A 16,819-nucleotide genomic window follows, 5' to 3' on the forward strand; every position below is an offset into this window, starting at 1 on the left:
CTCGAGCAAGGGGGGACCCCCATCGCGTCGACGCCCTCCTCCGCCTTGCAGAGGCACGCACCAGACCCCGCTCGCCGGCACCGAGCAGAACAGTCACTTCCCTGCGACCTGATCCAAACGACAGACCCTAGCCGGCCTATTCCGAAAACCCGACCGAATTCCTCGGGGTGCTCATCGGAGCACCCCGCCGCACAATTCAACGCTTGTCAATAACACTTCACTCAAAGTCTGTTGAGTGGTCACGCTCGACCAATTCTCTACCAGTCGGTAACTCATAGGCTCAGACCATGCGCCGAGCAAAGATCGTCTGTACCCTTGGGCCCGCCACCGACTCGTACGACCAGATCAAAGCCCTGGTCGACGCCGGAATGGACGTAGCCCGTTTCAACCTCAGCCACGGCGGACACGCCGAACACGAGGAGCGCTACCACCGGGTGCGAAAGGCCGCCGACGAAACGGGCCGCAGTGTCGGCGTCCTCGCCGACCTTCAAGGCCCGAAAATCCGGCTCGGCCGCTTCACCGAAGGCCCCGTACTCCTTGAACGCGGCGACACCTTCACCATCACCGTCGAAGAAGGCGTAGAAGGCGACCGCACCATCTGCGGCACCACCTACGCCGGACTCGCGGACGACGTCACCACCGGCGAACGCATCCTCGTCGACGACGGCAAGGTCTGCCTGGAGGTCACCGAGGTCGACGGCCCCCGCGTCCACACCACGGTCGTCGAGGGCGGCGTCATCTCCGACCACAAGGGCCTCAACCTCCCCGGCGTCGCCGTCTCCGTCCCCGCCCTCTCCAAGAAGGACGAGGACGACCTCCGCTGGGCCCTGCGCACCGGCGCCGACGTCATCGCCCTCTCCTTCGTCCGCACCGGCCGCGACATCCAGGACGTCCACCGCATCATGGACGAGGAAGGCCGCCGGCTCCCCGTCATCGCCAAGGTCGAAAAACCCCAGGCGGTGGAGAACATCGACGACATCGTCGCGGCGTTCGACGGCATCATGGTCGCGCGCGGAGACCTCGGCGTCGAAATGCCGCTGGAACAGGTCCCCATCGTCCAAAAGCGCGCCATCAAACTGGCGAAGCGCAACGCCAAACCGGTGATTGTGGCGACCCAGATGCTCGACTCGATGATCGACAACGCCCGCCCCACACGTGCGGAAGCCTCCGACGTCGCCAACGCGGTCATCGACGGCACGGACGCCGTCATGCTCTCCGGCGAAACGAGCGTCGGCAAACACGCGATCGAAACGGTCAGGACAATGGCCCGTATCGTCGAAGCGGCGGAGGAGGACATCCTGGCCAAAGGCCTCCCGCCGCTTAACGAACGCAACAAACCCCGCACCCAGGGCGGCGCGGTAGCCCGGGCCGCGGCGGAAATGGGCGACTTCCTGGGCGCGCGATTCCTGGTCGCCTTCACCCAGTCCGGCGACACGGCCCGCCGCCTCTCCCGCTACCGCTCCCCGAACCCCCTGCTCGCCTTCACCCCCGACCAGGCGACGCGCTCCCAGCTCAGTCTGACGTGGGGCGTGGAGACGTTCCTGGGTCCGTGCGTCGACTCCACGGACGCGATGGTCGACCAGGTCGACGAACTGTTGCTCCGCTACGGCCGCTGCCAGAAGGGCGACACGGTCGTCATCACGGCCGGCTCCCCGCCCGGCGTCTCCGGCTCGACGAACATGGTCCGCGTCCACCACATCGGCGAGGACGACAGCCCGAAGTAGGGCGTCGTCAGTACTTGGGTCCCACGTGGGCGTCCATGATGGCTACGGAGGCTTTGCGGGCGACGGAGATGTTGCGTGCGTTTGCCTGCTTCCAGTCGACGCCCACCTGGTCGAGGGCCATGGTGAACAGGCGGATGATGTCGGCCGAGAGGTTGGTGAAGAAGTACCGGGGATACTCGTAGCGCTTCCGCTCGCCGGCAACGGTACGGGTGGTCCAGTTCGTGATCCGGCAGCCGTCGGAGTGGATGAGTCCGCGGATGAACTCCCAGGGGTGGGCGTCGACGATGACCTGTTGCCAAGGCGCGAGGACGATGGGCCGTTCGTGCTTCTTGCCGGGGCCGTGCTGGGGGAAGAGGCGCGGCCAGTGTCTGCTGTAACCGACCACGGAGACGTAGCCCTGCGCTTGAGTGCGATAAGAACGCCCGGCTGGATTGACGGCCCGCATGGCGGTCTCGCAGGCGTCGATCAGACCAGGCCATGAGTTCGCGCACGCGATTCTCAGGTAGTAGCCGGTGCGAGGGTGGCCGCTGATGCAGCCATCGCCGAGATAGAGGCCCAGTAAGTAGGCGTACGCGCCCCGATCGGCAGGCGGCCCCGGGTCTGGAGGTGCGATTCGGGGCAGCGGCTCGAGGCGGTTCTGCCAGGAGCGGATCGCAGTCCGTGAAATACCCGTCTCAAGGCTCACGGAATTCAGGCTGCGGCCCTGCGTCACCAGGGCGAGCGCTCGCTCGCGTGTGCTGACGTCGTACATGGGGTCCACTGTGGGACGGTGATCGCGACGACACGCAGAAAGAAGCGGATGTTCACGAGAACGTGGACATCCGCTTGTAAACAGCGACCTTGGAAATGAAGGAAAAGTGCCCCGGGTCGGACTCGAACCGACACTGTATGGGTTTTGAATCCATTGCCTGCTGCCAATTGGGCTACCGGGGCCCGGTGAATCGAAGGTTGACCTCGACCCTCCGCCTGACCACCATACCGCAGCTAGGTACGCTCTTGGGAGCAGTACCGGCCTGCCCCGTACCAAGGAGCCCACGTGAGCGCCCCCGAGTCGCCCCAGCCTGTTGACGTGCCTGATGAGGACAACTCGCACGTGCCTCCGATGACGACGCGGGTCGTCATCGCCGAGGACGAGGCCCTGATCCGGCTCGATCTCAAAGAGATGCTGGAGGAGGAGGGGTACACCGTCGTCGGTGAGGCCGGGGACGGGGAGCAGGCCGTGGAGCTGGCTCGTGAGCACCGCCCCGACCTGGTGATCCTGGACGTGAAGATGCCGAAGCTGGACGGTATCTCCGCGGCCGAGAAGATCGCCGAGGAGAGCATCGCGCCGGTGCTGATGCTGACCGCCTTCTCGCAGCGCGACCTCGTGGAGCGGGCCCGGGACGCCGGTGCCATGGCGTACCTGGTGAAGCCGTTCAGCAAGACCGACGTCGTGCCGGCGATCGAGATGGCCGTCTCGCGTTTCACGGAGCTGAAGGAGCTGGAGAAGGAGGTCGCGGACCTCACGCTGCGGCTGGAGACGCGCAAGCTCGTGGACCGGGCCAAGTCCATCCTCCAGACGGAGTACGGGCTGACCGAGCCCGCCGCGTTCCGGTGGATCCAGAAGACGTCGATGGACCGGCGGATGTCGATGCAGCAGGTCGCGGAGGCGGTCATCCAGGACGCGGAGGAGAAGAAGGCCAACAAGGGCTGAGAGCAGAGCGAGAGGCCCGCCCCCTTCGAAGGGGGCGGGCCTCTTCGTGTACAGGCCGGACCTCAGTCCTCGCCGAGGTACGCCTTGCGTACCGACTCGTCGTGCAGCAGGTTCTGCCCCGTGCCGGACAGGACGACGTTGCCGACTTCCATGACGTGGCCCTGATCGGCGAGCGAGAGCGCCGCCTGGGCGTTCTGTTCGACGAGCAGGATGGTCGTGCCCTGGGACTTCAGCTCCGAGATCGTCGCCATGATCTTCTGCATCATGATCGGGGACAGGCCCATGGAGGGCTCGTCGAGCATGAGGAGCTTGGGCCGGGACATCAGGGCGCGGCCCATGGCGAGCATCTGCTGCTCGCCGCCGGAGAGGGTTCCCGCGGCCTGCTTCCTGCGTTCCCCGAGGATGGGGAAGAGGTCGTAGGCCCGCTGGATGTCCTTCTCGATGCCTTCCTTGTCCTTGCGGAGGAACGCGCCGAGCTGGAGGTTCTCCGCGATGGTGAGGCGGGGGAAGATGTGCCGGCCTTCGGGGGAGTGGGCGAGGCCGAGGGCGACGATCTTGTGGGCGGGGACCCCGTTCAACGGCTTGCCGTCGAAGAGGATCTTCCCGGACGTCGGCTTCAGCAGGCCCGACAGCGTGCGCAGGGTCGTGGTCTTGCCGGCGCCGTTGGTGCCGATGAGGGTGACGACCTGGCCGGCCTCGACGCTGAAGGAGATGCCTTTGACGGCTTCGATCTTGCCGTAGGAGACCCGGAGGTCCTCGACCTCGAGGAGTGCGGTCACTTGGCTTCTCCCTTGGTGCTGCTGGCGGTGCTGGGCGCGTCGGCGGCTTCGGCTGCGGCCTCGGCTGCTTCGACCTCCGCGACTTCGGCCTCTCCGGGGTCGCCTTCGAACGGCTCTCCCAGGTAGGCGGCGATGACGCGCTCGTCGGCCTGGACGACTTCGGAGGTGCCCTCGACGAGCTTCTCGCCCTGGACGAGGACGGCGACGCGGTCGCACAGGTTGAACACGAAGCGCATGTCGTGCTCGATGAGGAGGACGGCGACGCCCTTGTCGCGGATGGCGAAGACCAGTTCCTCGGTGGCCCGGGTCTCCTGTGGGTTCATGCCGGCCGTCGGCTCGTCGAGCAGGAGCAGGCCGGGCTCGCTGGCCAGGGCGCGCGCGATCTCCAGCTTGCGCTGTTCGCCGTAGGGGAGGTTGCGTGCCAGGTGGTCGCGCTTGTGGGCGAGGCCGATGAACTCGAGGAGTTCCATGGCGCGTTCCTCGCTGGCGCGTTCGGCCTTCTTGAAGCCGGGGCCGCGCAGGAGGGCGGACCACAACCCCTCTTTGGTCCGCGTGTGGCGGCCGACGAGGACGTTTTCCAGGACCGTCATGTTGGCGAACAGGCGGATGTTCTGGAAGGTCCGGGCAATGCCGGCCTGGGTGACCAGGTGGGGTTTGGGCGGCAGGACCGTGCCCTTGTAGGAGACCGTGCCCTCCGTAGGGACGTACAGGCCGGTCAGGCAGTTGAAGAAGGTGGTCTTGCCGGCGCCGTTGGGGCCGATCAGTCCGACGATCTCGCCGGCGTTGACCGTGAAGTCGACCGAGCGTACGGCGGTGAGGCCGCCGAAGCGCATGGTGACGTCGCGTGCTTCGAGTACAGGTGTGGTCATGATGGTTACGCCCCCGCCTTGGTGACGGCCGGTTCGTCGGTCAGCGTGGTCTGTTTGGGTACGTCGAGTTGGCCGGTCTCGTGGAATTCGAGCTGGCGGCGGCGGTTGGCGATGATGCCTTCGGGGCGGAAGCGCATCAGCAGGACGAGCGCGATGCCGAAGGCCAGGAGCGACTTGTCCTGGAGGAACACCAGCTTCTCGGGGAGCAGGTAGAGCAGGGCCGCGCCGAGGAGGGGGCCTGCGACGGTGCCCATGCCGCCGAGGACGACCGCGGCCAGGAGGAACGCGGAGTTGGGCGGGGTGGAGCCGGCGAACTGGTACGGCGTGGGGACCACGCTGTAGGTGACGTGGGCGCTGACGGTGCCGGCGAGGCCGGCGAGGGCGGCGCCGAGGGCGAAGGCGACGAGCTTGACGCGGAAGCCGTTGATGCCCATGGCGGTGGCGGCGGTCTCGTCCTCGCGGATGGCGATCCAGGAGCGGCCGATACGGGAGTCGGCGGCGCGCGTGTAGACCAGGACCACGATGGCCATGATGAGGACCATCAGCAGGTAGTAGTTGGCGAAGCGGCCCAGGGTGAATCCGCCGATGTCGTGGGCCTGGCCGAAGTTGAACCCGAACATGTTCAGGTCGGGGATGGACGGGATGCCGTTGGGCCCGTTGGTGACGTCGGGTCCGGAGTCGCCGTCCATGTTGTTGACGGCGATGCGGAAGATCTCACCGAAGCCGAGGGTCACGATGGCGAGGTAGTCGCCGCGCAGCCGCAGGGTCGGGGCGCCGATGAGGACGCCGAAGACGAGGGAGGCTGCGGCGCCTGCCAGGGCGGAGGCCCAGAACGGCAGGTGGACGCCGGAGATGGTGGAGAACTCGGAGCCGGAGACGAGGGCGGCGGTGTAGGCGCCGACGCCGAGGAAGGCGACGTATCCGAGGTCGAGGAGTCCGGCGAGGCCGACGACGATGTTGAGGCCGAGGGCGACGGTTCCGAAGATGAGGATGTTGACGCCGATGTTGGCGTAGTGGTCGTCGGTCTGGGTGAAGGGGAAGGCGATGGCCGCGGCGAAGCCCATGGCGAGCGTGAAGCTGCGGTTGGCGGCGACCAGTGCGGAGAAGCGGTCGAGGAGGCCGGCGGTGTGGATCGCCCACATGGCGAAGGTGACGACGAAGAGGTAGCCGACGAAGAGTTCGCCGTACTCGGTGTCGATGCCGTAGGTGAAGACGCCGAGGCCGATGATCGTGACGACGGTGATCACGGCCCGCTGGACCCAGCCGCTGCTGGGCTGCGGGGCGGGCATGCGGTCGGGCTTGGCGATGTAGGCCTTGATGGCCTCCTTGGTGCCGTCGGCGCCGGTCCGTTCCTGCGGGAGGGCGAAGGCGCCGAGGACGGGCAGGAGGGAGGCGATGGCCGCGATCCAGCCGCCGGGTTCGAGGTTGACGACACCGCCGAGTTCGGCGCTGATGGCGATGACCGTGAACCAGGTGACGGCGAAGCCGCCGAGGGCGGTGAGGACGAGGGGTGCGTTGTTGCGGGCGGGCAGCAGCCAGCCCAGGCCGCGGATGCCGTACGAGGCGAGGGTGAACAGTGCGGTGAGGACGCCGGCGGTGAAGGTGAGCCACTGCAGGCCGCCGGGGTAGCCGTTGATGGTGAGGTCGCCGGGGAACTCGTCGGTCCAGGTCCAGGCGAGGAACGCGGAGGCCGCGGTGGCGATGCCGCCGGCGAGCAGGAGGGCGCGGGCGGCCGCTGCGGGCAGCGGTATGAGGCCGCGCGGTGCGGGCGGGGTGGGCACGGCGTCCGGGGCGGGGGTCTTGGTCGTCTCGGTCATGTGATCACGCCCTGTCCGCGACGCGCTCGCCGAGCAGGCCCTGTGGCCTGAAGAGGAGCACGAGGATGAGGAGGCAGAAGGCCCACACGTTGGCCCAGCTCTGGCCGCCGAGCTGCTGCATACCGGGGATCTCGTCGATGTAGGCGGAGGCGAGGGTCTCGGCGATGCCGAGGACGACGCCGCCGAGCATCGCGCCGTAGATGTTGCCGATGCCGCCGAGGACGGCCGCGGTGAACGCCTTGAGGCCCATGAGGAAGCCCATGCGGTAGTCGACGTTGCCGTACTTGAGTCCGTAGGCGACCGCGGCGACGGCGGCGAAGAAGCCGCCGATGGCGAAGGCGATGACGATGATGCGGTTGGTGTCGATGCCCATCAGCTGCGCGGTGTCGGGGTCCTGCGCGGTGGCCTGCATGGCGCGGCCGGTGCGGCTGCGGCGCACGAAGAAGGCGAGGGCGGCCATGCAGATGACGGCGGCGAGGATGAGGAAGATGTCGGCGTCCTTGATGGTGACGGAGCCGATGTCGTGGGTGGTGTCGAGGCCGGGGAAGGCGCGGGCGCGGTCGGCGCCGGGGTAGAAGTTGCGGACGACTTCCTGGAGGGCCAGGGAGAGGCCGATCGCGGTGATGAGGGGTGCCAGTCGTGGTGCTCCGCGCAGTGGCCGGTAGGCGAACCGTTCCGCTCCGACGGCGATGAGAATGGCCACGAGGGCGCCGCCGAGGAGCATCAGGGGTACGGCGAGGGCCATCGAGGTGCCGTCGGGGAGTATGTAGAAGTAGACCGTGAGGGCGCCGAACGCTCCGGTCATGAAGATCTCGCCGTGCGCGAAGTTGATGAGCTGGACGATGCCGTACACCATCGTGTAGCCGATGGCTATCAGCCCGTACATCGAGCCGAGAAGCAGCCCGTTGGCCAGCTGCTGCGGCAGGGTGTTCACCGCATGGCCTCCATGTCGCTGGTGGTCGTGTGCACTGGATGCGTGCGTGGTCGCGTGCTGTGTGGGGGTGTGACAACGGGCCGCGCGGTCGGGGTCCTCCTCCCGCGCGGCCCGTGGTGCGGCTAGTGAGGGCCGGGACTACTTCAGGTCGGCGGTGCCGGTCTCGACGTCCTTCCAGGCACCCTTCTCGACCTGGTACACCGTCAGCTGCTTGTTGGTGGTGTCGCCGTACTGGTCGAAGGAGATCTTGCCGGTGAGGCCTTCGAAGTCGGACTTCTGGACTCCGTCGACGACCTTGGAGCGCAGGTCGTTGATGTCGGTGGGCACCTTGCCGCCGTTGGCGTCGGCCGCGGCCTTGACGGCCTTGATGATGGCGGTGGTGGCGTCGTAGGCGTAGGCGCCGTAGGCGCCGTAGTCGCCCTTGTAGCCCTTGTCCTTGTACGTCTGGATGAACTGCTTGGCCGCGGGCAGGGTGTCGGCGGGGACACCGATGGCGGTGGCGAGGTCACCCTCGGAGGCCTTGCCGGCGGCCTCGATGTAGGTGGAGGCGAACATGCCGTCGCCGCCGAACAGCGGGATCTTGACGCCGGCGTCCTTGAGCTGCTTGGTGATCAGCGCGGACTCGTCGTACTGGCCGCCGTAGTAGAGCAGGTCGGCACCGGAGTTCTTGATCTTCGTGACGAGGGAGCCGAAGTCCTTGTCGCCGGTGTTGACGTGGTCGGTCGCCACGACCTGGCCGCCGAACTTCTTGTACTGCTCCGCGAAGATCTTCGCGAGGCCGGCGCCGTAGGTCTGCTTGTCGTCGACGACGAAGGCCTTCTTCTTCTTGAGGCCGTTGTACGCGTAGCCGGCGGCGAAGCTGCCCTGCAGTTCGTCGGTGGTGGCGGTGCGGAAGTACGTCTTGTAGGGACGCTTCTTGTCCGTCTGCCAGTTCTTGCCCTGGGTCAGCTCGGGGTTGGTGTTGGCCGGGGAGATCTGGACCATGTTGGCCGAGGCGAACACCTGCTGCATCGTCTGGGCGACACCGGAGTTCAGCGGGCCGACGGCGCCGACGACGGTCTTGTCGCCGGTGAGGCTGGTGGCGTTGGACTGGCCGGTGGCGGGCTGTGCCTTGTCGTCCAGGGCCTTGAGCTTGAATTTCACGCCCGGGACCCAGTTGTTCTTGTTGGCGTCGTCGACGGCTATCTGGGCGCCGTACTGGATGCCGAGGCCGGTGGTGGAGTTCTCACCGGAGAGGGGGGCGTCGACGCCGATGGTCAGAGTGGTGCCGCTCCCGCCGTCTCCGCCCTTGTCACCGCTGTCGTCTCGGGAGCCGCAGGCGGTGAGAGTCAGAGCTCCGGTCGTGAGAACGGAGGTAAGAATCACCAAGGAACGCTGTCGCACAATCAGTCCTTTCACAGGCAGGCCCGCCCTGGTCGGGGGGTGAGTGCCGCGCTGGTACCGAACTCCCGATGGAGCGGTGACTGGCCGTGACTCTAAGCCCGTGTGGAGGCAGGGTCAGCGGCGTGGGCTGGCTTGTGACTTTCTTGTTATGACGCGGTGGATGCCCGGCTTCGGTGGCAGGCCCTCTCAGTGGGTTTGGCCGGCTTTCTCCGAAGTCCGCATTCTGAGAACGCGCACTTCCGGTTGGCCGCGGCTGGGATCTCGTGGTTGCCGGGGTGCGGGCGGCGCGGACCGGATCGGAAAGGTCCCGGGAGTGGGCGCGGCCGGAGATGAAACTGTGGCGTTGTATTGCACGCGTGTTACGGAGCGTTACGGAACGGAAGGGGTAAACCGCGTCCAGGGGAAGTTCCGAACAATCGGAAACGGCTATTCCAACGGTGACGCCTCGGGTTTTCGCGGAGGAGTCGAGGGGCCGGCGAGGTCGTGCCGGTGCAAGGTGGCGACGTTGGCGGGCCAGGGCGCGGGCGTCGGCTCGCACGGAGCGTGATCCGGTCGGTCAGGCGTGGCGCGTCGGTCCGATGGCATCGTAACTCGGGTTGGCCTGCGACCAGTTGACGGGTTCGACGGTCCCGGTGCCGCTCATGGCCCCAGCCTCAGGGGGCAACAGTGGGGCAGGAGGGGGAGGCGGGCGGTGCCCCGCCGCTCCGCGCGGTGCGCGATGCGGCGGGGCGGTCGCTCGTGCCGGGGCGGCTGGGGCCGCCCCGGGTTACGGGAGCTTCACGAACGGCGCCAGGAAGGCGCGGGCGCCGGGGGTGTCCAGGCGGTACGTCACGTTGGTCGCGTAGCAGGGGGTGTCGCCGGTGATGGTGGTGGCGGCGAGGATGTTCCGCCCGCCGATGACGGCGAAGTTGGGACCGCCCGAGTCGCCGTAGCAGGCGCCTCCGTTGCCCTGCGGGGCGGTCATCGCCAGACGGGCCCAGGAGTCGTTGAGGGCGTTGAAGGTGACGGGTGCCTTCATGCGGACGCCGCCGCCGGGGTGGGTCTGGCCGCCGGGGCCGTTGACGGCTTCCTGGGTGCCGTAGCCGGCGACGAGCCAGTCGGTGGTGTTCAGGCCCTGTGGGCCGAGCCTGCCGAGCTGGTTCGCGGTGGGCAGGGTGGCCGGGGTGAAGCTCCAGCGGGCTTTGACCTGGGCGGCGGGCAGTTCGACCACCGAGATGTCGTGGGTGTCGGAGGCGGGCCCCGGGTAGTCGGGGTGCGAGTGGGCGGTGCCCTGGACGGCGACGGCGGCGGCCTGCGCGGCCGGGTCGCCCGGGTGCTTCTTCGCCGCCGCGTCGAGGCCGGACTGCACGTCCTGGTCGAGGGAGACGTAGAACCGCACGTTGTCGGGCCAGTCGGTGGTGCAGTGCGCGGCGGTCAGGAAAGTGTCCGCGTCGATCATGGTGCCGGAGCAGACCCAGTCGACCCGGTCGGGGGTCGCGGGGTTGCCGTCGTCGTCCCAGGTGGCCACGAGCGCGCCGACCTCGGTGCGTTCGGGTGCGGGCGTGGCGTTGTAGGAGTTGATGGCGGACGACGGCAGCGCGGTGGCGAGCACGGCGGCACCGGCCGCGGCGGTGACGGCGAGGGCGCGTACGGAGGTCAAGAGAAACCCTTCTAGGGGTGGGACGGGTCTTCTCCTGCGGGGGGTGGGGCGTCGTCAGTGAAGCGCCCGGGGGCGGCCGCGACAAGAGCGCGCCCGCCCCTCCAGGGTTTTCCCTACGTCTGTCGGCTCCGCGCCGGTCGGCTCGACGTCGGTCGGCTCGGCATCGGTCGACCGGCGTCCGTCAGCTCGCGGCGCGGATGAGCTCCTCGTCGCCCGGGTTCACATCGCGCAGCAGGCAGGTCAGTCGGGCCGTGCATACCCTTTTGTCGCGTTCGTCGGTTATGACGATCTCGTACGTGGCAGTCGAGCGCCCCCGGTGCACGGGCGTGGCCACGCCGGTGACGAGGCCGGAGCGCACCCCGCGGTGGTGGGTGCAGTTCAGGTCGACGCCCACGGCGATCTTGGAGCTGCCGCCGTGCAGCATCGAGCCGACCGAGCCGAGCGTCTCGGCCAGCACCGCGGAGGCCCCGCCGTGCAGCAGTCCGTAGGGCTGGGTGTTGCCCTCGACCGGCATCGTCCCGACGACCCGGTCCGCGGACGCCTCGACGATCTGGACGCCCATCCGAGTCCCGAGGTGGCCTGCGGAGAACAGGGCCAAGAGGTCCACACCGAGAGCGGCGTACTCGTCGATGACCTCTTGCGGGAACTTCACATGCTGCTGTTCACCCATGGGGCCCGGTCTCCGTTCGTCCAGATCATGCGGTTACCTCTGCGGCTGAGCAAACGCTCAGTCGGTCGCCGATTGTTCCAGACGCACCACGACGGACTTGCTGGCCGGGGTGTTACTGGTGTCCGCCGTGGCGTCCAGCGGCACCAGCACGTTGGTCTCCGGGTAGTACGCGGCGGCGCAGCCCCGGGCCGTCGGGTAGTGCACGACCCGGAAACCGGGCGCCCTGCGCTCCACGCCGTCCTTCCACTCACTGACCAGGTCCACGTACGAACCGTCCGCCAGCTTCAGGGCACGCGCGTCCTCGGGGTTGACCAGCACCACCCGGCGGCCGTTCCTGATGCCCCGGTAACGGTCGTCGAGACCGTAGACCGTGGTGTTGTACTGGTCGTGCGAGCGCAGCGTCTGGAGCAGCAGGCGGCCCTCGGGCAGCTTGGGGTACTCCACGGGCGCGGCGGTGAAGTTGGCCTTGCCGGTGGCCGTGGGGAAGCGGCGTTCGTCGCGTGGGGCGTGCGGGAGCGTGAAGCCGCCTGGGCGGGCCACGCGCGCGTTGAAGTCCTCGAAGCCGGGGATCACGCGCGCGATACGGTCCCGGACGGTCGCGTAGTCCTTCTCGAACTCCTCCCAGGGCGTGGCGCTGTTCTCGCCCAGCACGCGGCGGGCCAGGCGGCAGACGATGGCCGGCTCGGACAGCAGGTGCCGGCTCGCGGGCTCCAGCCGGCCCCGGGAGGCGTGCACCATGCCCATCGAGTCCTCGACCGTCACGAACTGCTCCCCGCTCCCCTGGAGATCGCGCTCGGTACGGCCGAGCGTCGGGAGGATCAGGGCACGCGCGCCCGTGACCGCGTGCGAGCGGTTCAGCTTCGTCGACACGTGCACGGTCAGCCGGGCCCGCCGCATGGCAGCTTCGGTGACCTCCGTGTCCGGGGACGCGGAGACGAAGTTGCCGCCCATGGCGAAGAAGACCTTCGCCTCACCGTCGCGCAGCGCGCGGATGGCCCGTACGACGTCGTAGCCGTGCTCGCGCGGCGGGGCGAAGCCGAACTCCTTCTCCAGGGCGTCCAGGAACGCCGGGGCGGGGCGCTCGAAGATGCCCATCGTGCGGTCGCCCTGCACGTTCGAGTGGCCGCGGACCGGGCACACGCCCGCGCCCGGGCGGCCGATGTTCCCGCGCAGGAGAAGGAAGTTGACCACTTCCCTGATCGTGGGGACGGAGTGCTTGTGCTGGGTGAGGCCCATCGCCCAGCACACGATGGTCCGCTCGGAGGCCAGGACCATGCCGAGGGCCTTCTCGATGTCCTCCTGGGTCAGGCCGGTCGCCCTGAGCGTCTCGTCCCAGTCGGCGGCGCGGGCGGCCTCCGCGAACTCCTCGAAGCCGTGCGTGTGCTCCCGGACGAACGCCTCGTCGACTGCGCCCTCCCGCTCGAGGATCAGCTTGTTGAGGAGCCGGAACAGGGCCTGGTCGCCGCCGATGCGGATCTGGAGGAACAGGTCGGTCAGCGCGGCGCCCTTGAACATGCCCTGCGGGGTCTGCGGGTTCTTGAAGCGCTCCAGGCCCGCCTCGGGCAGCGGGTTGACGCTGATGATCTCGGCCCCGTTGTCCTTGGCCTTCTCCAGGGCGGACAGCATGCGCGGGTGGTTCGTCCCCGGGTTCTGGCCGGCGACGATGATCAGGTCGGCCTTGTACAGATCCTCCAGCAGGACGCTGCCCTTGCCGATGCCGATCGTCTCCGACAGGGCCGAACCGGACGACTCGTGGCACATGTTCGAGCAGTCGGGCAGGTTGTTCGTGCCGAGCTCGCGGGCGAATAGCTGGTAGAGGAACGCGGCCTCGTTGCTGGTGCGGCCGGAGGTGTAGAAGACGGCCTCGTCCGGGGAGCCGAGGGCGGCGATCTCCTCGGCGATGATGTCGAAGGCGCGCTCCCAGGTGACCGGCTCGTAGTGCGAGCCGCCCTCGGGGAGATACACGGGGTGGGTGAGGCGCCCCTGCTGTCCCAGCCAGTAGCCGCTGCGGCCGGCCAGGTCGGCGACCGGGTGCGCGGCGAAGAACTCGGGCGTGACCCGGCGCAGCGTGGCCTCCTCGGCGACGGCCTTCGCGCCGTTCTCGCAGAACTCCGCCTTGTGCCGGTGCTCCGGCTCCGGCCAGGCACAGCCCGGGCAGTCGAAGCCGTCCTTCTGGTTCACGCTCAGCAGCGTCAGCGCGGTGCGCTTCACGCCCATCTGCTGCTGGGCGACGCGCAGCGTGTGCCCGATCGCGGGGAGGCCCGCTGCCGCGTGCTTCGGACCGGCGACCTGCGGCGCGTCCTGAACCGGATCACTCTTGGGCGGCTTCGTCGCCATCGCACGCTCCCCTTCGACTGCGCTGTGAGGTACGTCTCCGATCCTCGCACGCGGCGGTGACATCGAGTGGGGGCGGGCCGGGGCGAGGGCCCTGCCCCGGCGCCCGCGCGGCCGGGGCCGGGGCCGAGTGTCAGCGGGGCGTGGCAGGATCGGGGGCGTGGCAGAGACAGCATCGAAGACGACCGACAAGACCTCCGGCGGCAGCCGCCCGCGACTGATGCTCATGGACGGGCACTCGCTGGCCTACCGAGCGTTCTTCGCGCTGCCCGCGGAGAACTTCACCACCGCGACGGGCCAGCCGACGAACGCGATCTACGGCTTCGCGTCGATGCTGGCCAACACGCTGCGCGACGAGGCGCCCACGCACTTCGCGGTCGCCTTCGACGTCTCCCGCAAGACCTGGCGGTCGCAGGAGTTCACGGAGTACAAGGCCAACCGCTCCAAGACCCCCGGCGAGTTCAAGGGCCAGGTCGAGCTGATCGGCGAGCTCCTCGACGCGATGGGCGCCGTCCGCTTCGCGGTGGACGGGTTCGAGGCGGACGACGTCATCGCCACGCTCGCCACACAGGCCGAGGCCGAGGGCTTCGAGGTGCTGATCGTCACCGGCGACCGGGACTCCTTCCAGCTGGTCAGCGAGCACACCACGGTGCTGTACCCCACCAAGGGCGTCTCCGAGCTGACCCGCTTCACCCCCGAGAAGGTAATCGAGAAGTACGGGCTGACGCCCGCGCAGTACCCCGACTTCGCGGCCCTGCGCGGCGACCCGTCCGACAACCTCCCCGGCATCCCCGGCGTCGGCGAGAAGACCGCCGCGAAGTGGATCAACCAGTTCGGTTCCTTCGCGCAGCTCGTCGAGCGCGTCGACGAGGTCAAGGGCAAGGCCGGGCAGAACCTCCGCGACCACCTGGAGGCGGTCAAGCTCAACCGCCGGCTCACGGAGCTGGAGCGCCAGGTCGAGCTCCCCAAGGGCGTCACCGACCTGGAGCGGGCCGCCTACGACCGCACTGCCGTCGCGATGGTCCTGGACACCCTGGAGATCCGCAACCCCTCCCTGCGCGAGCGGCTCTTCGCCGTCGACCCCGGCGCCGAGGAGGCCGAGACCACCCCGATCAGCACGGACGGCGTGCAGCTGGACGGCACGGTGCTCGGCACCGGCGAGCTGGCCGGCTGGCTCACCGAGCACGCCACCCAGCCCATCGGCGTCGCCACGGTCGACGCCTGGGCGCTCGGCACCGGCTCGGTCGCCGAGGTCGCCCTCGCCGCGCCCGGCGGAGCAGCCGCCTGGTTCGACCCCTCCCAGCTGGACGAGGCCGACGAGACGGCCTTCGCGGCCTGGCTAGCCGACGCCGCCCGGCCCAAGATCTTCCACAACACCAAGGGCGCCATGCGTGTCTTCGCCGAGCACGGCTGGAGCGTCGAGGGCGTGACCATGGACACCGCGCTCGCCGCCTACCTGGTCAAGCCGGGCCGCCGCTCCTTCGACCTGGACGCGCTGTCCCTGGAGTACCTGCACCGCGAGCTGGCCCCCGCCGCCGCGGCCGACGGCCAGCTCGCCTTCGGCGCGGACGAGGGCGCCGAGGCCGAGGCCCTGATGATTCAGGCCCGCGCCGTCCTCGACCTGGGCGAGGCCTTCGCCAGCCGCCTGGAGGAGGTCGGCGCCGCCGACCTGCTGCGCGACATGGAGCTGCCCACGTCCGCGCTGCTCGCCCGCATGGAGCGGCACGGCATCGCGGCCGACCGGCCCCACCTGGAGGCCATGGAGCAGATGTTCGCCGGCGCCGTCCAGCAGGCGGTGAAGGAGGCCCACGCGGCAGCAGGGCACGAGTTCAACCTGGGCTCGCCCAAGCAGCTCCAGGAGGTCCTCTTCGGCGAGCTGGCCCTGCCCAAGACCAAGCGGACCAAGACCGGCTACACCACGGACGCCGACGCGCTGGCCTGGCTCGCCGGCCAGACGGACAACGAGCTTCCGGTGATCATGCTCCGCCACCGCGAGCAGGCCAAGCTCCGCGTCACCGTCGAGGGCCTGATCAAGACGATCGCCGCGGACGGGCGTATCCACACCACGTTCAACCAGACCGTCGCCGCCACCGGCCGCCTGTCCTCGACCGACCCGAACCTCCAGAACATCCCGGTCCGCACCGACGAGGGCCGCGCGATCCGCCGCGGCTTCGTCGTCGGCGAGGGCTTCGAGTCCCTGATGACGGCCGACTACAGCCAGATCGAGCTGCGCGTGATGGCGCACCTCTCCGAGGACGAGGGCCTGATCGAGGCGTTCACCTCCGGCGAGGACCTGCACACCACGGCCGCCTCCCAGGTCTTCGCCGTCGAGCCGACCGCGGTGGACGCCGAGATGCGCCGCAAGATCAAGGCCATGTCGTACGGCCTGGCCTACGGTCTGTCCGCCTTCGGCCTCTCCCAGCAGCTGAACATCGAGGCGGCGGAGGCCCGCGCCCTGATGGACGCGTACTTCGAGCGGTTCGGCGGCGTACGGGACTATCTGCGCCGGGCGGTCGACGAGGCCCGGGCGACGGGCTACACGGCGACGCTCTTCGGACGCCGCCGCTACCTGCCCGACCTCAACAGCGACAACCGCCAGCGTCGCGAGGCGGCCGAGCGGATGGCCCTCAACGCCCCCATCCAGGGCACGGCGGCCGACATCGTCAAGATCGCCATGCTCAAGGTGGACGGCGCACTGAAGGACGCCGGGCTCGCCTCCCGCATGCTGCTCCAGGTCCACGACGAAATCGTGCTGGAGATCGCCCCCGGGGAGCGGGCGGCCGCCGAGGAACTCGTCCGCCGCGAGATGGCGAACGCCGTCCACCTCCGCGTGCCCCTGGGCGTCTCGGTGGGCGCGGGCTCGGACTGGGAGTCGGCGGCGCACTAGGCGTATTGACCGGGAGCGTTGTTGACACGGGTATGCCCTCGGCCGAGCGCTGAGCCGGGGGCGCCCGCCACCCCCACCCCGTGGGAAAAC

At 69.0% G+C, this 16,819-nt stretch carries 12 protein-coding genes and 1 tRNA gene; 3 read left to right on the forward strand and 10 right to left on the reverse strand.

The genetic code is table 11. The features are described from left to right. Positions 1-287 precede the first annotated feature (287 nt). Complete coding sequence (pyk, locus tag ACIBNA_RS11700; protein ID WP_399165041.1) at positions 288-1,724, forward strand: pyruvate kinase; 1,437 nt, start codon at positions 288-290, stop codon at positions 1,722-1,724. Positions 1,725-1,731: 7 nt separating this feature from the next. Here the strand turns inward: pyk and ACIBNA_RS11705 are convergent, their stop codons facing one another. Both ACIBNA_RS11705 and ACIBNA_RS11710 read right to left on the reverse strand, forming a co-directional pair. Then, entirely contained in the window at positions 1,732-2,475 is a 744-nt protein-coding gene (locus tag ACIBNA_RS11705) for a transcriptional regulator (RefSeq protein ID WP_399165042.1), read from the reverse strand. Positions 2,476-2,582: 107 nt separating this feature from the next. After that, positions 2,583-2,657: transfer RNA gene (locus ACIBNA_RS11710), tRNA-Leu, on the reverse strand. A gap of 103 nt (positions 2,658-2,760) precedes the next feature. Here ACIBNA_RS11710 and ACIBNA_RS11715 point away from each other — a divergent pair. Beyond that, a complete protein-coding gene (locus ACIBNA_RS11715) occupies positions 2,761-3,417 on the forward strand; it encodes an ANTAR domain-containing response regulator (protein WP_274815565.1) in 657 nt (218 codons plus the stop codon). Positions 3,418-3,479: 62 nt separating this feature from the next. Here the strand turns inward: ACIBNA_RS11715 and ACIBNA_RS11720 are convergent, their stop codons facing one another. From ACIBNA_RS11720 to ACIBNA_RS11755, 8 genes are all read right to left on the reverse strand, one after another. Next, positions 3,480-4,196, reverse strand: a complete 717-nt coding sequence (locus ACIBNA_RS11720; RefSeq protein ID WP_399165043.1) for an ABC transporter ATP-binding protein — start codon at positions 4,194-4,196, stop codon at positions 3,480-3,482. Next, positions 4,193-5,065, reverse strand: coding sequence for an ABC transporter ATP-binding protein (locus ACIBNA_RS11725; RefSeq protein ID WP_399165044.1), 873 nt, complete (start codon positions 5,063-5,065; stop codon positions 4,193-4,195). The genes ACIBNA_RS11720 and ACIBNA_RS11725 overlap by 4 nt, the downstream gene beginning before the upstream one ends. Positions 5,066-5,070: 5 nt before the next feature. Next, on the reverse strand, positions 5,071-6,882 hold the full coding sequence (locus ACIBNA_RS11730; RefSeq protein ID WP_399165045.1) for a branched-chain amino acid ABC transporter permease: 1,812 nt from the start codon (positions 6,880-6,882) through the stop codon (positions 5,071-5,073). 4 nt (positions 6,883-6,886) lie between these two features. Next, positions 6,887-7,816: a branched-chain amino acid ABC transporter permease gene (locus ACIBNA_RS11735; protein WP_399165046.1), complete on the reverse strand. Its 930-nt coding sequence runs from the start codon at positions 7,814-7,816 to the stop codon at positions 6,887-6,889. A gap of 138 nt (positions 7,817-7,954) precedes the next feature. Next, the gene (locus ACIBNA_RS11740; protein ID WP_399165304.1) at positions 7,955-9,184 is read right to left on the reverse strand and encodes a branched-chain amino acid ABC transporter substrate-binding protein; all 1,230 of its coding nucleotides are present in this window, start codon (positions 9,182-9,184) and stop codon (positions 7,955-7,957) included. 781 nt (positions 9,185-9,965) lie between these two features. Further along, the gene (locus tag ACIBNA_RS11745; RefSeq protein ID WP_399165047.1) at positions 9,966-10,838 is read right to left on the reverse strand and encodes a trypsin-like serine protease; all 873 of its coding nucleotides are present in this window, start codon (positions 10,836-10,838) and stop codon (positions 9,966-9,968) included. A gap of 181 nt (positions 10,839-11,019) precedes the next feature. After that, positions 11,020-11,508 carry a PaaI family thioesterase gene (locus tag ACIBNA_RS11750; protein ID WP_399165048.1) on the reverse strand — a complete coding sequence of 163 codons (489 nt, stop codon included), beginning with the start codon at positions 11,506-11,508 and terminating at the stop codon, positions 11,020-11,022. Positions 11,509-11,565: 57 nt separating this feature from the next. Beyond that, positions 11,566-13,845: an FdhF/YdeP family oxidoreductase gene (locus tag ACIBNA_RS11755; RefSeq protein ID WP_399165049.1), complete on the reverse strand. Its 2,280-nt coding sequence runs from the start codon at positions 13,843-13,845 to the stop codon at positions 11,566-11,568. Positions 13,846-14,002: 157 nt separating this feature from the next. On the opposite strand from ACIBNA_RS11755, the gene polA reads away from it, so the two are divergent. Then, entirely contained in the window at positions 14,003-16,729 is a 2,727-nt protein-coding gene (gene polA, locus ACIBNA_RS11760) for a DNA polymerase I (protein WP_399165050.1), read from the forward strand. The last annotated feature ends 90 nt before the right edge of the window (positions 16,730-16,819 follow it).

The organism is Streptomyces sp. NPDC050164 (assembly GCF_044459945.1).
In the GTDB taxonomy this organism is placed as follows: domain Bacteria; phylum Actinomycetota; class Actinomycetes; order Streptomycetales; family Streptomycetaceae; genus Streptomyces; species Streptomyces coeruleorubidus_A.